This is a genomic window from Paraburkholderia adhaesiva, from assembly GCF_021390575.1.
GTDB lineage: Bacteria > Pseudomonadota > Gammaproteobacteria > Burkholderiales > Burkholderiaceae > Paraburkholderia > Paraburkholderia adhaesiva.
This window is the reverse complement of the sequence record NZ_JAJEJQ010000001.1, coordinates 3294778-3317589: the sequence shown is the minus strand read 5'-3', so window position 1 is coordinate 3317589 and position 22812 is coordinate 3294778. Positions and strand designations below refer to the sequence as shown.

Below are 22812 nucleotides of genomic sequence, written 5' to 3'. Positions count from 1 at the left end.
GGCGGCTTTCATGACGATCTTTGGCATTCCGCTTCCGGCAATGCTGAGCCAACTGCTGCTCGGACTCGTGAACGGGTCGTTCTACGCGATCCTGAGTCTCGGCCTCGCGGTGATCTTCGGCATGCTCAACGTGATCAACTTTGCGCATGGCGCGTTGTTCATGCTGGGCGCGATGCTCACGTGGATGGGGCTCGCGTACTTCAATCTTCCGTACTGGGTGATGATCGTCGTTGCGCCGCTTCTGGTTGGCGCGCTCGGCATGGCGATCGAGCGCTCGATGCTGCGCTGGATTTACCGGCTCGATCATCTGTACGGACTCCTGCTGACTTTTGGCTTGACGCTCGTCGTGGAGGGCGTGTTTCGCTCGATCTACGGCTCTTCGGGCCTGCCTTACGACGTGCCCGAGGTGCTCACCGGCGCCACCAATCTCGGCTTCATGTACTTGCCGAACTATCGGGCGTGGGTCGTCGTCGCATCACTGGTCGTGTGCTTCGCGACGTGGTTCGTGATCGAGAAGACGCGTCTTGGCGCCTATCTGCGCGCCGGCACTGAAAACCCGAAGCTCGTCGAGGCGTTCGGCATCAACGTGCCGCTCATGATCACGCTCACCTATGGCTTCGGCGTCGCACTTGCTGCATTCGCGGGTGTGCTGGCCGCCCCTGTGATTCAGGTATCCCCGCTGATGGGCCAGCCGATGATCATCACCGTGTTCGCTGTGGTCGTGATCGGCGGGATGGGATCGATCATGGGATCGATCCTCACGGGCCTGATGCTCGGCGTGATCGAGGGCTTCACGCGCGTGTTCTGGCCCGAGGCCTCGGCAACCGTGGTGTTCGTGATCATGGCGATCGTGCTGTTGATTCGCCCGGCAGGCCTCTTCGGCAAGGAACGGTGATGCAAAGAAAAGCGCTTTATGGACTGCTGCTGATCGGCCTGATCGTTGCGCCGTTTGCGGGCGTGTATCCGCTCTTCGTCATGAAGGTGCTGTGTTTCGCGCTCTTCGCCGCCGCCTTCAACCTGCTGATCGGCTATACGGGCCTGCTTTCGTTCGGGCATGCGATGTTTCTCGCGTCCGCAGGCTACCTCACCGGCTACACGATGCAGACGCTGAACGTCACGCCCGAGCTCGGCGTGCTGATCGGCACCGCGGCGGCGACACTTCTCGGCGCCGTGACCGGTATCTTCGCCATCCGTCGCCAGGGCATCTACTTTGCGATGGTGACGCTCGCGCTCGCGCAGATGGTCTACTTCATCTATCTGCAGGCGCCGTTCACACATGGCGAGGACGGCCTGCAGGGCGTGCCGCGCGGCAAGCTGTTCGGCGTGCTCTCGCTCTCGTCGGATCTGGTGCTCTATTACATCGTGCTCCTCGTGATGGTGCTCGCGTTCCTGCTGATCGTGCGCATCGTGCATTCGCCGTTCGGGCAGGTGCTCGGTGCGATCAAGGAGAACGAGCCGCGCGCGGTTTCACTCGGCTACGACACGGACCGTTTCAAGCTGCTCGCCTTCGTGCTTTCGGCGGGACTGGCCGGACTCGCCGGGTCGATGAAGGTGCTCGTGCTTGGCTTCGAGACGCTCGGCGACGCGTACTGGACGCTGTCCGGCCTTGTGATCCTGATGACGCTCGTGGGCGGCATGGGGACGCTTTTCGGACCCATCGTCGGCGCGGCGCTGATCGTCTCGCTTGAAGACCGGCTCGGCGATATCGGCACGACACTCGCATCCGTCACAGGGTTGGACTGGTTCAACGCATTGGGTGAGTCCGCAACGATCGTCACCGGCATCATCTTCATCGCGTGCGTGCTGGCGTTCCGGCGCGGCATCGTGGGAGAGATCGTCGCGCGCGTGCGGAGTTTGCGCGCCTGAGGCTTTCCACGCCGTGATGCGCGCGGCGCTGCAAGTCGCGGCTATTTGCGTGTACCCTAGCGACTTCGCTGTGCGACAGGCATGTGTCAGCGCGCCCCATAACGGTGCCGCACTGCACCACTAGGGTAAATGCTAGTTGTGACAGCGGGGGGCGAGGCTTAAAGTCTCACCTAGTTCTGATGCACCGAATTTGCAGGTGGAGAACGAGGAGACAACTGAGGCACAAAGTGCCCGGACACGGAAGCGCTGTTGGATGAACGTCCAACAGCGCTTTTCATTTTAGCCGGCGATTTTCCGCCGATTATCTTTTCCCTTCCTTTCTGTTTCGCGCGTGATTTTTCTTGCACGCGAGCGAATACGCCTCTGGTTTTACACAAATCGTGACGTGATGCGGCGAATTGTCCGTCGTGTCTGGTTTTGGTCCCGGTCTTGCTTATACCCCATTGTGTTGCCGCTATCAGACCGTGTGTAAGCCTATGGAAAGCGCTTGCGAGCGCAACTTCCGGTCCGCTACACTCGGCATTCTCCGATGAGAGGGTCGGAATAATGCGCTGGCAGAGTCTGGCGGATTAATACAACTATCGAAACCGGAGCCTCTGAAAATCCGGCGCGATTTATAAAGCGATTATCAAAAGGAGTGGAGATGCGGTTGGCCTTGCGTTGGGTGAATGCGGCTTGCGTCGTGTCGGGGATCTTTGCGGTGACGTCCGGTGCGGCGTTCGCTGACGTGAAAATAGGCGTGACGCTGTCAGCCACCGGTCCGGCCGCGTCGCTGGGCATTCCCGAGAAGAATACGATCGCGCTCCTGCCGAAGGAAATCGCGGGTCAGAAGATCGAGTACATCGTGCTCGACGACGCGACCGACTCCACCCAGGCCGTCAAAAATGCGCGCAAGCTCACGAGCGAAGATCACGTGGACGCGCTGATTGGCTCGACCGTCGTGCCGAATTCGCTCGCGATGATCGACGTCGCCGCCGAAACCTCCACGCCGATGATCTCGATGGCCGCCGCCGCCTCGATCGTCGAACCGATGGACGCGAAACGCGCGTCGGTCTTTAAGACACCGCAGAACGATCAGTTGATGGCTGGCGCGATCGCGCAGCACATGGCCGCGCACGGCGTGAAGACAGTGGCGTTCATCGGCTTCTCGGACGCCTACGGCGAGAGCTGGTACAAGGAATTCAGCGCCGCGGCCGCGAAGCAGAACATCAAGGTCGTCGCGAACGAGCGCTTCGCGCGTAATGACGCGTCGGTCACGGGGCAGGCGCTCAAGATGATGTCGCAGCATCCGGATGCCGTGTTGATCGCCGGTGCAGGCACGCCGGCCGCGCTGCCGCAGAAGACGCTCAAGGAGCGCGGCTATGCAGGCAAGTACTATCAGACGCACGGCGTGGCCAACAACGACTTCCTGCGCGTCTGCGGCAAGGATTGCGAGGCCACGTATCTGCCGGCGGGTCCGCTCCTCGTCGCTGATCAGTTGCCCGATTCGAATGCCGCGAAACAGTCGGCGCTCGCGTACAAGAGTGCATATGAAAAGGCCTACGGCGTGGGCTCGATCTCGACGTTCGGCGGCCACGCCTGGGACGCGGGCCTGTTGCTGCAGCACGCGATCCCCGCTGCACTGAAAGCGGGCCAGCCGGGAACGAAGGCATTCCGCGATGCTTTGCGCACGGCGCTCGAAAACACACATGACCTCGCGGGCGCGCACGGCATCTTCAACATGAGCGCGACCGATCATGCGGGTCTCGATCAGCGCGCGCGCGTGATGGTGGAGATTGTCGGTGGCAAGTGGAAGCTTGCGGGCGACTGAGCGTCGTCGGAAACCAGGCATAACGAAGCATCAGACAAGGGCACGGCGGTTATCCGACGTGCCCTTTTTGTTGCCAGCGCAACTTTCGTGCGGGTAGGGCAGGGCAAGCGCAGCACGGCGTAATCGTCGGCGAGTCGATAAACCGGACCGGGCATCAAGCAGGGAAAACCATGCATCACATGCGCGGTTCTGCTATCTACACTCAAAGGCCCGACGCCAGGCCAACAATCCCGACGCCGGAGCAATCGACGTATAGACAAAGCGTTTGGAGACGCGCCATGAAAACGATGAAGTGGGTGGGTGCCGGACTCGCAGCGGCATTGATGGGCACAACCGGCGTGGTGGCCGCACAGGTGAAGATCGGTGTGACGCTTTCGGCGACGGGGCCCGCCGCGTCGCTCGGCATTCCGGAAAAGAATACGATCGCACTCCTGCCGAAAGAGATCGCGGGCAAGAGCGTGGAGTACATCGTGCTCGATGACGCCTCGGATACGAGCAGGGCCGTGCAGAACACCCACAAGCTGATCGATGAAGATCACGTCGACGCGATCGTCGGCTCGACGGTCACGCCGAACTCGCTCGCGATGCTCGACGTGGTCGCGCAGAGCAAGACGCCAATGATCTCGATGGCAGCGTCGGCCGCGATCGTGCAGCCGGTGGACGGCAAGCGTCAGTGGGCGTTCAAGACGCCGCAGAACGATAGCCTGATGGCCGACGCACTCGCGAGCTACATGGAGAAGCACGGCGTCAAGACCGTGGGTTTCATCGGCTTTACGGATGCCTATGGCGACAGCTGGCTCAAGGAGTTCACGGCAGCAGCGGCGAAGCACAATCTGAAGATCGTCGCGAGCGAGCGTTATAACCGCACCGATTCGTCGGTGACGGGCCAGACGCTCAAGCTGATGTCGGTGAATCCGGATGCAGTGTTGATCGGCGCGTCGGGCACGCCGTCGGCGCTTCCGGCCACCACGCTGAAGGACCGCGGCTACAAGGGCAAGATTTATCAGACGCACGGTGTCGCGAATAATGACTTCCTGCGCGTCTGCGGTAAAAACTGCGAAGGTGAACTGCTGCCCGCAGGCCCGATCCTCGTCGCTGACCAGTTGGCCGATTCGAATCCGGTAAAGAAGTCGGCGCTCACCTACAAAGTGGCCTATGAGAAGGCCTACGGTGCCGGTTCCGTTTCGACGTTCGGCGGCCATGCGTGGGACGCGGGGCAGATGCTGGCGCACGCGATTCCCGTCGCGCTGAAGACGGCTCAACCCGGCACCGAAGCGTTCCGCGTAGCGTTGCGTAACGCGCTCGAAAACATGCGCGACGTGGCGGGCGCACATGGTGTTTTCAACATGAGCGCGACCGATCACGCAGGTCTCGACGACCGTGCGCGCGTGATCGTGGAAATCGTCGACAGCAAGTGGAAGCTGCAAAGCCAGTGATACCGCTTCGCGCTTGAAGGACCGTCCGCGCGGACGGTTCCTCGTGAAACGCAGGGACGTTTCCGTGTCGTTACGCTCATCGACAATCTCCGCGGCACTGTGCGCCGGACTTGTCTTTCATTTGCTGTTTTTCGTAGTTCCCAGGGTTCCCGGGTCTCCAGTGTTTCAGTAAGAGGGCTGTATGGATTTATCGATTGCCGCGATCCTCGCGCAGGACGGCATCACGACAGGCGCGATCTACGCGCTGCTCGCGCTTGCGCTCGTGCTCGTGTTTTCCGTCACGCGGGTTATCTTCATTCCGCAAGGCGAGTTCGTCTCGTACGGCGCACTCACCCTCGCCGCGCTGCAATCGCAGAAGTTTCCGGCGACTTGCGGGTTGCTCGTCGCACTTGGCGTGGCGTGCTTCGTCGCGGAAACATTGGGCCTCGTGCGCCACGCCGAACGGCGCCGGCACGCAGCGCGCATGCTTGTGTCGCTCGCTGGCAGGTATCTGCTGTTTCCGATTGCGTTGTATGCGCTGACCCGCGAAATGGCGGCGCAACCTCTGCCGATGCTCGCGCAGATCGCACTGACGCTCGCAATCGTCGTGCCGATGGGGCCGTTCATTTACCGCCTTGCATTTCAGCCCATTGCCGAATCGGCGACGCTGCTGCTCCTGATCGTCGCAGTGGCCGTGCACTTCGCGATGGTGGGACTTGGACTCGTGATGTTCGGCGCCGAAGGCTCGCGTACGAACGCGTTCACCGACGCCACGTTCAACGTCGGCAACCTCTCGGTTTCGGGGCAGACCCTGTGGGTGATCGGCACGGCCGCTGTGATGATCGTCGGCCTGTACCTCTATTTCGACCGCACGATCCCGGGCAAGGCGCTGCGTGCGACTGCCGTGAACCGGCTCGGTGCGCGACTCGTTGGAATCGGTACGACGCAGGCCGGGCGGCTCGCGTTCACGCTCGCCGCGGGGCTCGGCGCGTTGTGCGGAATTCTCGTCGCACCGCTAACGACCATCTACTACGACTCGGGTTTCCTGATCGGCCTGAAGGGCTTCGTGGGCGCAATCATCGGCGGACTGTTGAGCTATCCGGTGGCAGCGGCGGGCTCGGTGCTGGTCGGTCTGCTGGAGTCGTATTCGTCGTTCTGGGCGAGTTCCTATAAGGAAGTGATCGTGTTCACGCTCATCATCCCGGTGCTGCTGTGGCGCAGTCTCTCGACGCCCCACACCGAAGAAGAAGAGGAGTGATGCGATGAAACGGATCATCATGCGTAACCGCTTTTTCTGGCTGTTTCTCATCGTCATGTTCGCGTTGCCGGTGCTGCCGCATCCGGTGCACGTGCCCGAGTACTGGGTCACGCTGCTGAACTACATCGGCCTCTATTCGATCGTCGCTATCGGACTCGTGCTGCTCACCGGCATCGGTGGCATGACGAGTTTCGGTCAGGCCGCGTTCGTCGGCCTCGGGGCTTATGCGACTGCGTTTCTGACGACGCAGTACGGCGTGTCGCCGTGGTTCGCGCTGATCGTCGGTGTCGTGGTCACGGGGCTCGTGGCGCTCGTGCTCGGGCTCGTCACGATGCGGCTCTCGGGCCACTTTCTGCCGCTTGGCACGATCGCCTGGGGCCTCGCGCTGTACTTCCTGTTCGGTAACCTCGATGCGCTCGGCAAGTACGACGGCATCAATGGCATTCCGGTGCTGAACGTGCTCGGTATCGATCTCGAGTCGGGGCGCCACATTTACTACCTGATCTGGGTCGTCGTGCTGCTGGCTGTCGTCTCTGTTCAGAATCTGCTTAATAGTCGGGCCGGACGCGCGATCCGCGCACTGCGGGGCGGCGGGATGATGGCCGAGGCAATGGGCGTGAATACGGCGTGGATGCGCGTCGTGATCTTCGTCTACGCGGCGGTGCTTGCGGCTGTCTCCGGTTTCCTCTACGCGCATTTGCAGCGTGCCGTGAATCCGACGCCGTTCGGCCTGAATCATGGCATCGAGTATCTGTTCATGGCCGTAGTGGGTGGCGTCGCGCACGTCTGGGGCGCGGTACTCGGTGCGGCGATCCTGACTGTGCTGCAGGACTGGCTGCAAACACTGCTGCCGAAACTGCTCGGCGAGAACGGCAACTTTGAAATCATCGTGTTCGGCATTCTGATGGTGCTGCTGCTGCAGTACGCGCGACGCGGTGTCTGGCCGTTCGTCGCACGATTTTTCCCGCGCGGCTCGCAGGCACAGGTTCCCGAGAATGCAGAGCCGTTGCCGCAGCGCAGCAAACCCGCCACTGGCGAAATGCTGCTGACGGTCGACAAGGCGCGCAAGCAGTTTGGCGGACTCGTCGCGGTAAATGACGTTAGCTTCGAGGTGCGCGCGGGTCAGATCATTGGTCTGATCGGACCAAACGGCGCTGGCAAGTCGACGACGTTCAACCTCGTCACCGGTGTGCTGCAGCCGACGAGCGGACAGATCACGTTCCGCGGCGAGCGCATCGATCGGCTCACTTCACGTCAGATCGTCGCGCGTGGGATCGGCCGGACGTTCCAGCACGTCAAGTTGCTGCCGACCATGACGGTGCTCGAGAACGTCGCCATCGGCGCGCATCTGCGAGGGCGCGCGGGCGTGCTGCGCAGCGTCGCGAAGTTCAACGCGGCCGAAGAAGGGCGCCTGATGAGCGAGGCGGCGAAGCAACTGCGACGCGTTGGGCTTGAGCAGTACATGTACGAAGAAGCAGGCAGCCTCGCGCTCGGTCAGCAGCGCATTCTTGAGATTGCACGTGCGCTGTGCTGCGATCCAACCTTGCTGCTTCTGGATGAGCCGGCCGCGGGTTTGCGGTATCAGGAAAAACAACAGCTGGCTGCATTGCTGCGCAGGCTGAAGGAGGAGGGGATGAGCGTGCTGCTGGTCGAACACGACATGGACTTCGTGATGAATCTCACGGATCGACTCGTCGTAATGGAGTTCGGCACGCGGATCGCGGAAGGCTTGCCGGAGGACGTGCAGCAGGATCCCGCTGTGCTCGAAGCGTATCTCGGCGGGGTGGAATGATGACGACATCCGCTAACACCGTGCTTGAGGTTTCGAACCTCGCGGTTCGGTACGGGAAGATCGAGGCGCTCCACCATGCGGCAATCAAGGTGGGGGCAGGGCAGATCGTTTCCGTGATCGGACCGAACGGCGCGGGCAAATCCACACTGCTCAACGCCATCATGGGGGCGTTGCCTCACACTGGGCGCGCGAGTGGGCACGTTTCCTACCTCGGCGAAGAGGTGAGCGCATTACCGATCGAGGGTCGCGTCGCGCGCGGTATGTGCCTCGTGCCGGAAAAGCGCGAGCTGTTTGCGTCGATGACCGTCGAGGACAATCTCGTGCTCGGCGCATATCGGCGCAAGCGGGCGGGCGAGCGTAACTTCCTCGATCAGCTCGATCATGTGTTCGAGTTGTTTCCCCGTCTGAAGGAGCGTCGCACGCAGGCGGCCGGCACGCTTTCCGGTGGCGAGCGGCAAATGCTCGCGGTCGGCCGGGCGCTGATGGGCAAGCCGGATCTGCTGATGCTCGACGAACCGAGCCTCGGTCTGGCGCCGCTGATCGTGAAGGAAATATTCCACATCATTAGCGCGCTGCGTCAGACGGGCGTGGCCACGCTGCTGATCGAGCAGAACGCGCGCGCTGCACTTCAGATTTCCGACTACGGCTACGTGCTGGAAACCGGCGATCTGGCGCTCGAAGGCCCCGCTGCCGAACTGGCACAGAACCCGCGCGTGATCGAAACCTATCTGGGGCTCGCGAAGAAGACCGCCTGACTGCTCTGTATGTTGTTCACGAAACGGCGTGTTTCACGTGAAACACGCCGTTTTTTTCGTCTGCGCGTGGAACGAAATTCGGGTGCGAGCGGCCCAAATCACGAAACCGTTATAATTCGCGCATCCCACACTTTTCTGAGAAGGCTCACGCGGTTCGCCGTGCGTGAGGTCCGGCTATGCTTTATCCCACAGAGTTTGACGTAATCGTCGTAGGCGGCGGTCACGCCGGCACCGAGGCCGCGCTTGCTGCCGCTCGCATGGGCGTCAAGACGCTCCTGCTCACGCACAACATCGAGACGCTCGGCCAGATGAGCTGCAATCCGTCGATCGGCGGTATTGGTAAGGGGCATCTGGTCAAGGAAGTTGACGCCCTTGGGGGCGCAATGGCTGCGGCCACCGATGAGGGTGGCATCCAGTTCCGCATCCTGAACTCCTCAAAAGGCCCGGCGGTGCGCGCGACTCGCGCCCAAGCCGACCGTATTCTCTATAAGGCCGCGATCCGCCGTCGCCTGGAAAATCAGCAAAATCTCTGGCTGTTCCAGCAGGCCGTCGAGGATTTGATGGTCGAAGGCGATCGGGTGGTCGGTGCGGTGACGCAAGTCGGCATCCGGTTCCGCAGCCGTGCAGTCGTTCTGACGGCTGGGACGTTCCTAGACGGCAAGATCCACGTTGGCCTGAACAACTACACGGGCGGCCGCGCTGGCGACCCGGCGGCGGTGACGCTGTCGGCACGCCTGAAGGAGCTGAAGCTGCCGCAAGGGCGCCTGAAGACAGGAACACCTCCGCGTATCGATGGCCGCACGATCGACTTTTCGGTGCTCGAAGAGCAGCCGGGCGATCTGGACCCGGTGCCGGTGTTCTCGTTCCTTGGCCGAGCTGAGCAGCATCCGCGCCAGATTCCGTGCTGGGTGACGCATACGAATACGCGCACGCACGACATCATCCGTGGCGGTCTTGATCGCTCGCCGATGTACACCGGGGTGATCGAAGGCGTGGGGCCGCGCTATTGCCCGTCGATCGAAGACAAGATTCACCGTTTCGCGTCGAAGGAATCGCATCAGATCTTCCTGGAGCCGGAAGGGCTGACGACTAACGAGTTCTACCCGAACGGGATCTCGACGAGCCTGCCATTCGACGTCCAGCTTGAGCTTGTGCATTCGATGCGCGGCCTGGAGCATGCGCATATCTTGCGTCCCGGCTATGCGATCGAGTACGACTATTTCGATCCGCGTGCTCTGAAGTCCTCGCTGGAAACGAAGTCGATCAATGGGTTGTTCTTTGCGGGCCAGATCAATGGCACGACCGGCTACGAAGAAGCCGCTGCGCAAGGCCTGCTGGCCGGTATCAACGCTGGTTTGCAAGTGCAGGGCAAGGATGCATGGTGCCCGCGCCGGGACGAAGCGTATCTCGGTGTGCTTGTCGACGACCTGGTGACTCGCGGTGTCTCGGAGCCGTACCGTATGTTCACGAGCCGCGCCGAGTACCGCCTGAGCCTGCGCGAAGACAATGCAGACATGCGCCTCACGGAGATCGGCCGGGAACTGGGCGTGGTCGATGACATTCGTTGGGCCGCATTCTGCCGTAAGCGCGATGCTGTTTCACGTGAAACAGAGCGACTGAAGTCGACATGGGTGAATCCGAAGACGCTTTCTTCTGACGAGGCAACCGCCTTGCTCGGTAAGCCGATCGACCGTGAATACAACCTGGCGGATCTGCTGCGCCGCCCGGGTGTCAACTATGACGGCGTCTGCGGTCTGCGCGAGGGTGCTTGCGCCCCCGAAACACCGCTCGCCGACGACGAGATCCTGCTTGCGCAGATCAAGGAGCAGATCGAGATCGGCGTCAAATATCAGGGCTATATCGATCGTCAGGCCGACGAGATCAAGCGTAACAGCGGCCACGAAAATACGCGGTTGCCGGAAGGTATCGACTACGCCGAGGTGCGCGGTTTGTCGTTCGAAGCACGCCAGAAGCTCAATCAGTTTCGCCCGGAAACGATCGGCCAGGCATCGCGCATTTCTGGCATCACGCCGGCCGCGATTTCGCTGCTCATGGTTCATTTGAAGCGTGGCCTCGGCCGCCGGCGCCAGAGTTCGGGCGATTCCGGCACCGATACCACGTCGGTGGCGAAATGACGGGGCGCGCACGACAACCTGGCGTCGGTGATCGTGACGCCTTGGCGCGAATGCTGGAAGAGGGTACGCAGGCGCTCGGCGTCGAGTTGAACGACCGGCAGCAGGCGCAACTGCTCGACTACGTCGCGCTGCTGGCGAAATGGAACGCGGTCTATAACCTGACCGCGATTCGCGATGCGCGCCAGATGATGATTCAGCACATCCTCGATTCGCTTGCGATTCTGCCGCACCTTCCGGCGCGAAATGGCGCCGCGGTGCTCGATGTCGGTTCGGGCGGCGGGCTGCCGGGTATCGTGCTCGCCATCGCGCGGCCGGACTGGCAGGTGACGCTGAACGACATCGTGCACAAGAAGACCGCGTTTCAATCTCAGGTGAAGGCTGAACTGGGCCTGACGAATCTGTCGGTCGTGACGGGGCGTGTCGAATCGCTGCGTCCTGGGATCGAGGTCCCGAAAAAATTTGATTTGATCGTCTCGCGGGCATTCGCGGAACTCGCCGATTTCGTTACACTGGCCCGGCATCTGGTCGCCGACGGCGGTGCGATCTGGGCGATGAAGGGCGTGCGGCCGGACGGCGAGATCGAGCGACTGCCGGCGGGCGCGCGGGCACTTCGGACGATCCGGCTGGATGTGCCGATGCTCGACGCGGAGCGGCACCTGACCGAAGTAGCAGTCGAGCCGGCGACGGCATGATTTACCGTCCGCACAGAGAGTCGGCCGAACGGACGACCTCCCAGAGATGCGATGCGCAAGCTATAACGTAAGCAAACTTTCTAAGGCAGTAAAAGGGACACCCGAAAGATGGCAAAAATCTTCTGCGTTGCGAACCAGAAGGGCGGCGTCGGCAAGACGACGACTACGGTCAATCTCGCCGCGAGCCTCGCATCGCAGGGACAGCGTGTCCTTCTCATCGATCTCGACCCGCAAGGCAACGCCACGATGGGCAGCGGCATCGACAAGGCCGCGTGCGAGAACACCGTATACGAAGTGCTGGTCGACGGCGTCACTGTGCCGGACGCGCGCACGCGCCCGGAGGCGGTGGGCTACGACGTACTCCCCGCGAATCGCGAACTGGCTGGCGCCGAAGTGGAACTGGTGTCGGTGGAGCAGCGCGAGCGCCGCCTCAAAAACGCGCTGGCCGAAGTCGACGCCGATTACGACTTTGTCCTGATCGACTGTCCGCCCGCGTTGTCGCTGCTCACGCTCAACGGCTTGTGCGCCGCGCACGGCGTGGTGATTCCAATGCAGTGCGAGTACTTCGCGCTCGAAGGACTCTCCGATCTCGTCAACACGATCAAGCAGGTTCACGCGAACATGAATCGCGAGCTGAAGGTGATCGGCTTGCTGCGCGTGATGTTCGATCCGCGCATCACGCTGCAGCAGCAGGTGTCGGACCAGTTGAAGGAGCACTTCGGCGACAAGGTTTTCGACGCTGTGATTCCGCGCAATGTGCGCCTCGCCGAGGCGCCCAGCTACGGGCTGCCTGGCGTGGTGTTCGACCGTGCGTCGCGCGGCGCGCAGGCCTACGTACAGTTCGGGGCAGAAATGATCGAGCGGGTGCGCGCGCTCTGACGCTCGCGGCGGCCAACGGATAGAGGAAGCACGATGAACGCAGTAGCACGGAAGAAGGGGTTGGGCCGCGGGCTGGAAGCGCTGCTTGGCGGCAGTGCGGACATTACCGAGGCGGTGAAGATCGACGGCGCGCCCAACACGCTGCCGCTCACGAAGATGCAGGCGGGCAAGTACCAGCCGCGTACCCGAATGGACGAGGGCGCGTTGCAGGAACTGGCCGCGAGCATCCGGGCGCAGGGGCTCATGCAGCCGATCCTGGTCCGGCCGGTCGACACGGATCGCTACGAGATCATTGCGGGCGAGCGGCGTTTCCGCGCGGCGCATCTCGCGGGACTAAAGGAAGTACCGGTCCTCGTGAAGGACGTGCCCGACCAGGCCGCCGCCGCCATGGCGCTGATCGAGAATATCCAGCGCGAGGATCTCAATCCGCTCGAAGAGGCGCAGGGCATTCAGCGCCTGCTCGACGAATTCCATTTCACACACGAACAGGCCGCGGAGTCGGTCGGTCGCTCGCGTCCTGCGGTGTCGAACTTGCTGCGTCTCTTGAATCTCGCAGCACCCGTGCAGACCATGCTGCTCGCGGGTGATCTCGACATGGGCCATGCGCGCGCGCTGCTCGCCGTCGATTCCGCGACGCAGATCACGCTCGCGAACCAGGTCGTCAACAAGCGCATGTCGGTGCGCGAGACCGAAAAGCTGGTGTTGAGCACGACGAAGGCCGCGCCCGCGGTGAAGGCGAGGGCGGCACACGACGGCGGCCGCGACACACGGCGCCTCGAAGAAGAGTTGTCCGACCTGCTGGCCGCCACGGTAAAGATCAAGTTGGGCAGGCGGGGGCGCGGACAGTTGACGGTCGATTTCGGCGACCTCGACGCACTCGACGGCATTCTTCTGCGTCTGCGTGGCGAAACCGCCACCTGATGCGGCGACTTCCCATACACGCGTCGGTCCACCACCGGTGAGGCAAATTCAAGCGGCTACGCAGGGACACCTGCGCAGGGTTCTGGCGTTCGCAGCCGGCGAACCGGTGCTGGCCATCCTCGTCGCGGCGCTCGTGCTGCTCCAGCTTTTCGCGCCCCGCGCGTGGACATCGTTGCCGGCGCTCGTCGACTGGCAGACGGTGATGACGCTCGCGGGCCTGCTGATTCTCACGAAGGCCATCGAATATTCAGGACTGCTGACGTGGGCTGCGCATCGTCTCGTGCATCACATCCATTCCGAGCGTGCGCTGGCGTTTTTGCTGGTCGCGATGGCCGCTGCGCTCGCGACGGTGGTGACGAACGACGTGGCACTATTTGTCGTCGTGCCGCTCGTGCTATCGCTGCACAAGTTGACGCCGTTGCCGCTCAAGCGTCTCGTGATTGTGATCGCCCTTGCAGTCAATGCGGGATCGGTACTGACGCCCCTCGGCAATCCGCAGAACCTGTTTCTCTGGCAACTCAGCGGCGTTGCATTTACCCGCTTCGTCGTGGTGCTTGCGCCGCTCTGCGCGCTTTTGATGGTCATGTTATTTGCGCTGGTCGTGTGTCTTTTCAAGCCGCGACCGCTCGATCTATCGACGGACATCGAACCGCATCCGGTCGACCGCGCGCTCGCGGGGGTTGCGCTGCTGCTCTTCGTCGCGTTCGTGTTGCTTGCGGATGCACATCGCGCTGGAATCGCGCTCGCTGGCGTCGCCGCCGGATTCCTGATCTGGCGCACGCGCATCGTGTTGAAAATCGACTGGTTGCTCCTGCTGATTTTCGTGCTGATGTTCATTGTCTTGCGTAGTGCTGCCGCGCTACCGTGGATTCACCAGCTGATCGGAGACCTCTCGCTGCAAACGCCAATGCGGTCGTATGTCGCAGCCGCCGTGCTCTCTCAGGTCATCAGCAACGTACCAGCAGCGATCGTTCTGTCGGGCTTCACGCACGACTGGCGCGCAGTTGCGTTTGGGGTGAGTGTCGGTGGCTTTGGCGTCGCGATTGGTTCGCTCGCAAACCTCATCGCCGTGCGCCTTTCGAACGAGCGGGGCGTATGGCTGCCGTTCCATCTGATTTCGCTACCGTTCTGGTTAATTGCGCTCTTCGGCGGCGCATTCCTGCTGCATTTTCTCTGACAGTGGCAGGGCCGATTTGTCGCTCCAGGCGAGAAAATCGACGCCGTCAGGCTCAACGCACTGCCACACTTTTCGCCACCTTACAGCTTTCGTTATGGCCTGGAAGAAGGCGCGTTTTCCATATCATGAACTGCCATTTCACGGGTTTATTGAGCGCCCTAAAGTCTTGAATTGGCTGCAACTATCGCTTACAATCGCCCGGATTTATTTGGTTGGGCGCGCCGTAAGAGCGTTGTAATAAACGCATAGTCGCGAACGAGAAGCGAACATCCGGAATTGCTGCGATGGTGGATCTGAGGACAAGTGGCGCGCCGAAGGCGCAAGAAGAGTCCGACGGATCGCAACACGGGGCAGGTGTTCGCGGCAGCGAACGGGGTGCATCACGAATTGCCGCTTCGCGTGAGGATCACAACGCGCAGTGGGACGCCGACCAGCAGCAAGATAATAACGACATCGTTCCGCTCACCCGGACTGAAGCCGAGAAGCTCTTCGGTCCGCAAGTGAGTCGCCCATCGCGCGTCACGCCTTTTCGGGTCGTGGCAGCGCAATTGGTTTTGTCCCTTGTTGCGACGCTGGTGTGGTGGCTGTTCTACAAGCCGCCAGGTGCTGCTGCGCTATCGGCGTTTCTGGGCGGAGCGATCTGCTGGTTGCCGGGTGCGCTGTTCGCCGCGCGCCTCAAGCAGCTCAGCGGTGCCGGCACCGTGATGAACTGGATGCTCGGCGAGGCTTTCAAGATGGGGGCGACGATTGCGATGTTCGTCGCCGTTGCGGTCTGGTATCGCGAAGTGCAGTGGATTCCGCTGCTCGTCACTTACCTGATCGCACTCAAGACTTACTGGATCGCGCTTGCATGGCGCTGACCGGCCACTGACTGTGCTTTGAACTGCGGCGCCGCACTGCGGACGCCGAAACAGCAAAGCGCAGCAGAGGGGCAAGCGGACAGCAGACGTGCTAGTTTGACTCGATCCTGCGGCGGCGCGTTCCCGCAATAAAGTATTGCGGCGGGAACGGCCTAAAACGATTTTCGACAATTTGGGTGGCTTTAACGATATGGCAGCTAGCGAAGGCACGCGCACTCTGGATCCGTCCGAGTACATCGCGCACCACTTGCAGAACTTTTCCACCTCGCACCAGACGTCGATCGTCGATTTCAGCGTCTGGAACATCGACACGCTGTTCTGGTCGATTCTGTGCGGCCTCGTAACCATCTTCTTGTTGCGCCTCGCCGCGCGCAAGGCGACGTCGGGTGTTCCCGGCCGCTTCCAGTGCGCGATTGAGATGCTGGTCGAGATGGTCGAAGACCAGTCGAAGTCCATCATCCACGGTAACCGCAAATTCATCGCGCCGCTCGCGCTGACCGTCTTCGTCTGGGTCGGGCTGATGAACTCCCTCGACTTCATCCCCGTCGACCTGCCGGGTCGCGTGATCGGCTGGCTCGGCCTGTCTGAAGTACTTCCGCACCAGCGTATCGTTCCGACCGCCGACCTCAACGGCACGTTCGGCATCGCGCTCGGCGTGTTCGTACTGATGATGTACTACAACTTCAAAATCAAGGGCGCAGGCGGCTTCGTTCACGAACTGCTCTCCGCTCCGTTCGGCGCACACCCGCTGCTGTGGATCCCGAACCTTGCACTCAACATCATCGAGTTCGTCGCGAAGACGGTTTCGCTCGCCCTGCGGTTGTTCGGCAACATGTATGCGGGTGAACTCCTGTTCCTGCTGATCGCCCTTCTGGGCAGTCTGTGGAGCTTCGGTGCGGACGCGACGGTGCTTGGCTTCATCGGCCACGTGATTGCGGGCAGCGTCTGGGCGATCTTCCACATCCTGATCGTTCTGCTGCAGGCATTCATTTTCATGATGCTGACGCTGGTGTATATCGGCCAGGCACACGACAGCCACTAAGCAGGCTGTCGACACGAATTGCAGTTTTAAATCCCCAGTTCCAGAAAATCTCACAAAGGAGTAATCATGCAAGCTTTCATCGCCAACATCCAGGGTTTCACCGCGATCGGTATCGGCATCATCATCGGCCTGGGTGCTATCGGCGCCTGTATCGGTATCGGCCTGATGGGTGGCAAGTACATCGAAGCCTGCGCACGTCAGCCTGAGCTGATGAACCCGCTGCAAACGAAGATGTTCCTGCTGGCTGGTCTGATCGACGCGGCGTTCCTGATTGGCGTGGGTGTTGCAATGCTGTTCGCGTTCGCCAACCCGCTGCTCTCGAAGCTCGCGGGCTAAGTTCCCTGGAAGATTGCGCCTGACCTATAACTAACGACAGGCGCATGGCGGAACGGGTGACGAGGCGCTGATCGAGTTTCACAACCGATGAGCGCCTTGCCGTTTCAATTCCCCGGAATAGCAACGATTAAGGAAACACCGTGAATCTCAACGCAACCCTGTTTGCGCAAATGGTCGTGTTCCTGATCCTCGCGTGGTTCACGATGAAGTTCGTGTGGCCGCCGTTGATCAACGCCCTCGACGAGCGCTCGAAGAAGATCGCTGACGGCCTCGCAGCCGCCGAAAAGGGCAAGACGGAACTCGAAGCGGCGCACAAGCGCGTAGGTGAAGAACTGGCGCAGGCCCGCAACGAGGGCCAAAGCCGTATCGCCGACGCCGAAAAGCGCGCCATGGCAGTCGCCGAAGAAATCAAGGCTCAGGCGCACGCGGAAGCGGCGCGCATCGTCGCCCAGGCGAAGGCCGACGCCGACCAGCAGGTCGTCAAGGCACGCGAAGCACTGCGTGGCCAGGTCGCCGCTCTCGCCGTCCAGGGCGCCGAGCAGATCCTGAAGCGCGAAGTCGACCAGGCAGCACATGCTGACCTGCTGAATCAACTGAAAGCCGAGCTCTGATCATGGCCGAACTTGCAACCATCGCCCGCCCGTACGCAGAAGCGCTGTTTGGCGTGGCCGAAGCTGGTGACGTCGCCGCCTGGTCCACGCTCGTCGCGGAGCTGGCGCAGGTTGCGGCCTTGCCGGACGTGCTGTCGGTCTCGTCGAGCCCGAAAGTCAGCCATGAACAGGTCGTCGATCTGCTGTTTTCGGCGGTGCAATCGCCGCTGAAGAACAGCGCAGAAGCGAAGAACCTCGTGCAGATGCTGATCGCGAACCGTCGCCTCGAACTGCTGCCGGAAATCCGCGAACAGTTCGAAGCGCTCAAGAACGCGAAAGAAGGCGCAGCCGATGCATTGATCGTCAGCGCGTTTCCGCTCGAAGGCGCCCAGTTGAACGACCTCGTCGCCAGTCTCGAACACAAGTTCAAACGCAAGCTGAAGCCCACCGTTGAAGTCGACAAGTCGCTGATCGGCGGCGTGCGCGTCACGGTTGGCGACGAAGTGCTCGATACCTCGGTCCGCGCGCGGCTCGCCAGCATGCAGGTGGCTTTGACTGCCTGAGCGCCTTGATCGGCGCGGCAGCTGGCACGCAACAGAATTGAACATCAGGAGCGAATAATGCAACTCAATCCCTCTGAGATCAGCGAGCTGATCAAGAGCCGGATCCAGGGCCTTGAAGCGAGCGCAGACGTTCGCAATCAGGGCACCGTGATCTCCGTGACCGACGGTATCGTGCGTATCCACGGCCTGTCGGACGTGATGCAGGGCGAAATGCTCGAATTCCCGGGCAACACCTTTGGCCTCGCGCTGAACCTCGAGCGCGACTCGGTCGGCGCGGTGATTCTGGGTGAGTACGAGCACATCTCGGAAGGCGACATCGTCAAGACGACGGGCCGCATTCTCGAAGTTCCGGTCGGCCCGGAACTGATCGGCCGCGTGGTCGATCCGCTCGGCAACCCGATCGACGGCAAGGGCCCGGTCAACGCCAAGATGACCGACGCAATCGAAAAGATTGCCCCCGGCGTGATCTGGCGTGAAGGCGTGTCCCAGCCGATGCAGACCGGCCTGAAGTCGATCGACTCGATGGTGCCGATCGGCCGTGGCCAGCGTGAGCTGATCATCGGCGACCGTCAGTGCGGCAAGACCGCCGTGGCAGTCGACACGATCATCAACCAGAAGGGCAAGGACCTCATCTGTATCTACGTCGCGATCGGCCAGAAGGCTTCGTCGATCCAGAACGTGGTGCGCAAGCTCGAAGAAACGGGCGCGATGGCCTACACGATCGTCGTTGCCGCTTCGGCTTCGGAATCGGCTGCTCTGCAGTACCTGGCACCGTACGCCGGTTGCACGATGGGCGAATACTTCCGCGACCGCGGTCAAGACGCGCTGATCATTTATGACGACTTGACCAAGCAAGCCTGGGCATATCGTCAGATCTCGCTGCTGCTGCGCCGTCCGCCGGGCCGTGAAGCTTATCCGGGCGACGTGTTCTACCTGCACTCGCGTCTGCTCGAGCGCGCCGCGCGCGTTTCGGCCGACTACGTCGAGAAGTTCACGAACGGCGAAGTGAAGGGCAAGACGGGTTCGCTGACGGCACTGCCGATCATCGAAACGCAAGCTGGTGACGTGACCGCGTTCGTTCCGACGAACGTGATCTCGATTACCGACGGCCAGATCTTCCTGGAAACCGACCTCTTCAACGCGGGTATCCGTCCGGCTATTAACGCCGGCGTGTCGGTGTCGCGTGTGGGTGGTGCGGCTCAGACCAAGGTTGTGAAGAAGCTGTCGGGCGGTATCCGTACCGACCTCGCGCAGTACCGTGAACTCGCAGCATTCGCGCAGTTCGCATCGGACCTCGACGAAGCGACCCGCAAGCAGCTCGAGCGCGGCCGCCGCGTGACGGAACTGCTCAAGCAGCCGCAGTACCAGCCGCTGCAAGTCTGGGAACTGGCCGTCGCGCTGTTCGCGGCGAACAACGGCTACCTCGACGACCTCGACGTGAAGGACGTCCTGCCGTTCGAGAAGGGCATGCGTGAATTCCTGAAGACGAGCCACGCCGACCTCGTGAACCGCATCGAGGCTTCGAAGGACCTGTCGAAGGACGACGAGAACGCGCTCCACGCGGCTCTCAAGGACTTCAAGAAGTCCGGCGCATATTGATCCGTCCGGGAATCATCCAACGATAAACGGACTGGGACCCGAGTAAGCGCTATGGGACCAGAGTAAGCGCTAAAGCGCTAACTCTGGTCGACACGCTAAGTCGGGTCGACAAAGGAGCAAGCAATGGCTGGAATGAAGGAAATTCGCGGCAAGATCAAGAGCGTGCAAAACACGCGCAAGATCACCAAGGCGATGGAAATGGTCGCGGCATCGAAGATGCGCCGCGCCCAGGAGCGCATGCGCGCCGCCCGCCCGTATGCCGACCGGGTCCGCGACATCGCTGCGCACATGAGCCGTGCGAATCCCGAGTATCGTCATCCGTTCATGACGGAGAACAACGATGCGAAGGTGGCTGGCGTCATTCTCGTCACGACCGACAAGGGTCTGTGCGGCGGCATGAACACCAACGTGCTGCGTGCGACGTTGCAGAAGTTCAAGGAACTCGAAGCCGAAGGCAAGACCGTCGAAGCGACGGGTATCGGCAGCAGGGGCCTCGGCTTCCTGAACCGTCTGCGTGCGAAAGTTGTTTCGAACGTCGTGCAGCTGGGCGATACGCCGCACCTCGAGAAGCTGATCGGCGCGGTGAAGGTGCAGCTCGACCAGTACGCCGAGGGCAAGCTCTCGGCCGTGTATCTTGCGTACACGCGCTTCGTCAATACGATGAAGCAGGAGCCGGTGATCGAGCAGTTGCTGCCGCTGTCGAGCGAACGCCTCGAAAGCAACGACGACGGCACGACGCCGAAGTCCGCGTGGGACTACATCTACGAGCCGGACGCGCAGACCGTCGTGGACGAACTGCTGGTCCGCTATGTCGAAGCACTGGTCTATCAGGCCGTTGCTGAGAACATGGCGTCGGAGCAGTCGGCACGGATGGTGGCGATGAAGGCCGCGTCGGACAACGCGAAGACGGTCATCAACGAACTGCAGCTCTCGTACAACAAGAGCCGCCAGGCCGCGATTACGAAGGAACTTTCGGAAATCGTCGGCGGTGCAGCAGCGGTCTGACCGGGCGCAAGCCGAGTGCGAAACCGCGCCGCCGTGCATCGGTGGGCGAGTGAAGAATTCAGGTATCTAAAGGAAAATCGATGAGTACAACTGCTTTGGTAGAAGGCAAGATCGTACAGTGCATCGGCGCGGTGATCGACGTGGAATTCCCGCGTGAGCACATGCCGAAGATTTACGACGCGCTGATTCTCGAAGGGACGGAACTGACCCTCGAAGTGCAGCAGCAGCTCGGTGACGGCGTGGTCCGTACGATCTGTCTGGGTGCGTCGGACGGTCTGCGCCGCGGTGTCGTGGTCAAGAACACGGGCAACCCCATCAGCGTGCCGGTCGGCAAGCCGACCCTCGGCCGCATCATGGACGTGCTCGGTCGCCCGATCGACGAAGCCGGCCCGATCGAGAGCGAACACAAGCGCTCGATCCACCAGAAGGCGCCGTCGTTCGACGAACTGTCGCCGTCGTCCGAACTGCTCGAAACGGGCATCAAGGTTATCGACTTGATCTGCCCGTTCGCAAAGGGCGGTAAGGTTGGCCTGTTCGGCGGTGCTGGCGTGGGCAAGACCGTCAACATGATGGAGCTCATCAACAACATCGCGAAGGCGCACGGCGGTTTCTCCGTGTTCGCGGGCGTGGGCGAGCGTACCCGTGAGGGCAACGACTTCTACCACGAAATGAAGGACTCGAACGTTCTCGACAAGGTCGCGCTGGTGTACGGCCAGATGAACGAGCCGCCGGGCAACCGTCTGCGCGTCGCGCTGACCGGCCTGACGATGGCCGAGCACTTCCGTGACGAAGGCCTCGACGTGCTGTTCTTCGTCGATAACATCTACCGTTTCACGCTGGCCGGTACCGAAGTGTCGGCACTGCTCGGCCGTATGCCGTCGGCAGTGGGCTATCAGCCGACGCTGGCTGAAGAAATGGGCAAGCTGCAAGAGCGTATTACGTCGACCAAGACCGGCTCGATCACGTCGGTTCAGGCCGTGTACGTCCCTGCGGACGACTTGACCGACCCGTCGCCGGCTACGACCTTCGGCCACCTTGACGCAACCGTCGTGCTGTCGCGTGACATCGCCTCGCTGGGTATCTACCCCGCAGTTGACCCGCTCGACTCGACCTCGCGTCAGATCGACCCGAACGTCATCGGCGAAGAGCACTACACGATCACGCGTGCCGTGCAGCAAACGCTGCAGCGCTACAAGGAACTGCGCGACATTATCGCGATTCTGGGCATGGACGAACTGTCGCCGGAAGACAAGCTGTCGGTCGCCCGCGCACGCAAGATCCAGCGTTTCCTGTCGCAGCCGTTCCACGTCGCGGAAGTCTTCACGGGCTCGCCGGGCAAGTACGTGCCGCTGAAGGAAACGATCCGTGGCTTCAAGATGATCGTCGATGGCGAGTGCGATCACCTGCCGGAGCAGGCGTTCTACATGGTCGGCACGATTGACGAAGCCTTCGAAAAGGCCAAGAAGATCCAGTAACGGTTGAGTTGCAGGCATTGCGGCGTAGCGCTTCGTGGGTGAAGCGCCGTCGCAACTACTCAACCCGTGCTGTGCATGGGATCGGAGTAAGCGCTCAAGCACTAACTCCGATCGACACAGGAGTCGACACATATGGCAGCAACCATCAAGGTAGACGTCGTCAGCGCCGAAGAGAGCATCTTCGACGGCCAGGCGAAGTTCGTCGCGCTTCCGGGCGAGGCGGGCGAGCTGGGCATCCTGCCGGGTCACACGCCGCTGATCACGCGGATTCGTCCGGGTGCGGTGCGTATTGTCTCGGCAGAAGGTGAGGAAGAGTTCGTGTTCGTCGCCGGTGGCATTCTCGAAGTGCAGCCGGGCGCCGTAACGGTGCTCGCCGACACCGCGATTCGCGGCAAGGATCTCGACGAAGCGAAGGCCGCAGACGCACGCAAGCGCGCTGAAGAGGCGCTGCAGAACGCAGGCTCGAACCTCGAGTACGCAACGGCGCAGGCGGAACTCGCCTACGCAGTCGCGCAACTCGCGGCGATCCAGCGCCTGCGCAAGATGAACCAGCATTGATCTGGTGCGCATGCGGCGCTCGCGCGTCGCAGAGCGCGAACGGAAAAGGGCTCCCGATGGGAGCCCTTTTCTTTTTTGTGCGTC

21 protein-coding genes are annotated in these 22812 nt (G+C 61.7%); all 21 read left to right on the top strand.

The features are described from left to right. The first annotated feature begins 10 nt into the window (after nt 1-10). The 21 genes from L0U80_RS15055 to L0U80_RS14955 all read left to right on the top strand — a co-directional run bounded on the left by L0U80_RS15055 (nt 11) and on the right by L0U80_RS14955 (nt 22728). Nucleotides 11-895 (top strand): branched-chain amino acid ABC transporter permease, encoded by an 885-nt coding sequence (locus L0U80_RS15055; RefSeq protein WP_233865987.1) that lies wholly within the window; start codon nt 11-13, stop codon nt 893-895. Then, nucleotides 895-1866 carry a branched-chain amino acid ABC transporter permease gene (locus L0U80_RS15050; RefSeq protein WP_233865420.1) on the top strand — a complete coding sequence of 324 codons (972 nt, stop codon included), beginning with the start codon at nt 895-897 and terminating at the stop codon, nt 1864-1866. The genes L0U80_RS15055 and L0U80_RS15050 overlap by 1 nt, the downstream gene beginning before the upstream one ends. Nucleotides 1867-2509: 643 nt before the next feature. Next, on the top strand, nt 2510-3676 hold the full coding sequence (locus L0U80_RS15045) for an ABC transporter substrate-binding protein (RefSeq protein WP_233865418.1): 1167 nt from the start codon (nt 2510-2512) through the stop codon (nt 3674-3676). 278 nt (nt 3677-3954) lie between these two features. Beyond that, a complete protein-coding gene (locus L0U80_RS15040) occupies nt 3955-5112 on the top strand; it encodes an ABC transporter substrate-binding protein (RefSeq protein WP_233865416.1) in 1158 nt (385 codons plus the stop codon). A 181-nt stretch (nt 5113-5293) separates the two neighbouring features. Then, complete coding sequence (locus L0U80_RS15035) at nt 5294-6349, top strand: branched-chain amino acid ABC transporter permease (RefSeq protein WP_233865415.1); 1056 nt, start codon at nt 5294-5296, stop codon at nt 6347-6349. Between the two features lie 4 nt (nt 6350-6353). Then, entirely contained in the window at nt 6354-8141 is a 1788-nt protein-coding gene (locus L0U80_RS15030) for a branched-chain amino acid ABC transporter ATP-binding protein/permease (protein WP_233865413.1), read from the top strand. Next, a complete protein-coding gene (locus L0U80_RS15025; RefSeq protein ID WP_373322202.1) occupies nt 8141-8896 on the top strand; it encodes an ABC transporter ATP-binding protein in 756 nt (251 codons plus the stop codon). Before L0U80_RS15030 ends, L0U80_RS15025 begins: the two co-directional genes overlap by 1 nt. Before the next feature lie 176 nt (nt 8897-9072). Further along, nucleotides 9073-11031 carry a tRNA uridine-5-carboxymethylaminomethyl(34) synthesis enzyme MnmG gene (gene mnmG / locus L0U80_RS15020; RefSeq protein ID WP_233865409.1) on the top strand — a complete coding sequence of 653 codons (1959 nt, stop codon included), beginning with the start codon at nt 9073-9075 and terminating at the stop codon, nt 11029-11031. Then, a complete protein-coding gene (rsmG, locus tag L0U80_RS15015; RefSeq protein WP_233865407.1) occupies nt 11028-11723 on the top strand; it encodes a 16S rRNA (guanine(527)-N(7))-methyltransferase RsmG in 696 nt (231 codons plus the stop codon). The genes mnmG and rsmG overlap by 4 nt, the downstream gene beginning before the upstream one ends. A 108-nt stretch (nt 11724-11831) precedes the next feature. Continuing rightward, on the top strand, nt 11832-12602 hold the full coding sequence (locus L0U80_RS15010) for a ParA family protein (RefSeq protein ID WP_233865399.1): 771 nt from the start codon (nt 11832-11834) through the stop codon (nt 12600-12602). A gap of 33 nt (nt 12603-12635) precedes the next feature. Next, a complete protein-coding gene (locus L0U80_RS15005; protein WP_233865397.1) occupies nt 12636-13523 on the top strand; it encodes a ParB/RepB/Spo0J family partition protein in 888 nt (295 codons plus the stop codon). A 46-nt stretch (nt 13524-13569) separates the two neighbouring features. Further along, a complete protein-coding gene (locus L0U80_RS15000) occupies nt 13570-14700 on the top strand; it encodes an SLC13 family permease (protein WP_233865985.1) in 1131 nt (376 codons plus the stop codon). 284 nt (nt 14701-14984) lie between these two features. Then, nucleotides 14985-15560: an ATP synthase subunit I gene (locus L0U80_RS14995; protein ID WP_233865395.1), complete on the top strand. Its 576-nt coding sequence runs from the start codon at nt 14985-14987 to the stop codon at nt 15558-15560. A gap of 190 nt (nt 15561-15750) precedes the next feature. Next, a complete protein-coding gene (gene atpB, locus L0U80_RS14990) occupies nt 15751-16602 on the top strand; it encodes a F0F1 ATP synthase subunit A (RefSeq protein WP_233865393.1) in 852 nt (283 codons plus the stop codon). A 66-nt stretch (nt 16603-16668) separates the two neighbouring features. Continuing rightward, nucleotides 16669-16938, top strand: a complete 270-nt coding sequence (gene atpE / locus L0U80_RS14985) for a F0F1 ATP synthase subunit C (protein ID WP_028203308.1) — start codon at nt 16669-16671, stop codon at nt 16936-16938. A 140-nt stretch (nt 16939-17078) separates the two neighbouring features. Continuing rightward, nucleotides 17079-17549 (top strand): F0F1 ATP synthase subunit B, encoded by a 471-nt coding sequence (locus tag L0U80_RS14980; protein WP_233865391.1) that lies wholly within the window; start codon nt 17079-17081, stop codon nt 17547-17549. A gap of 2 nt (nt 17550-17551) precedes the next feature. Then, nucleotides 17552-18091: a F0F1 ATP synthase subunit delta gene (locus L0U80_RS14975; RefSeq protein WP_233865389.1), complete on the top strand. Its 540-nt coding sequence runs from the start codon at nt 17552-17554 to the stop codon at nt 18089-18091. 57 nt (nt 18092-18148) lie between these two features. After that, nucleotides 18149-19690 (top strand): F0F1 ATP synthase subunit alpha, encoded by a 1542-nt coding sequence (gene atpA / locus L0U80_RS14970; RefSeq protein WP_233865388.1) that lies wholly within the window; start codon nt 18149-18151, stop codon nt 19688-19690. Nucleotides 19691-19813: 123 nt separating this feature from the next. After that, on the top strand, nt 19814-20695 hold the full coding sequence (atpG, locus tag L0U80_RS14965) for a F0F1 ATP synthase subunit gamma (RefSeq protein WP_233865386.1): 882 nt from the start codon (nt 19814-19816) through the stop codon (nt 20693-20695). A gap of 80 nt (nt 20696-20775) precedes the next feature. After that, a complete protein-coding gene (gene atpD / locus L0U80_RS14960; RefSeq protein WP_233865384.1) occupies nt 20776-22170 on the top strand; it encodes a F0F1 ATP synthase subunit beta in 1395 nt (464 codons plus the stop codon). Between the two features lie 132 nt (nt 22171-22302). Then, a complete protein-coding gene (locus tag L0U80_RS14955; RefSeq protein WP_124151468.1) occupies nt 22303-22728 on the top strand; it encodes a F0F1 ATP synthase subunit epsilon in 426 nt (141 codons plus the stop codon). The last annotated feature ends 84 nt before the right edge of the window (nt 22729-22812 follow it).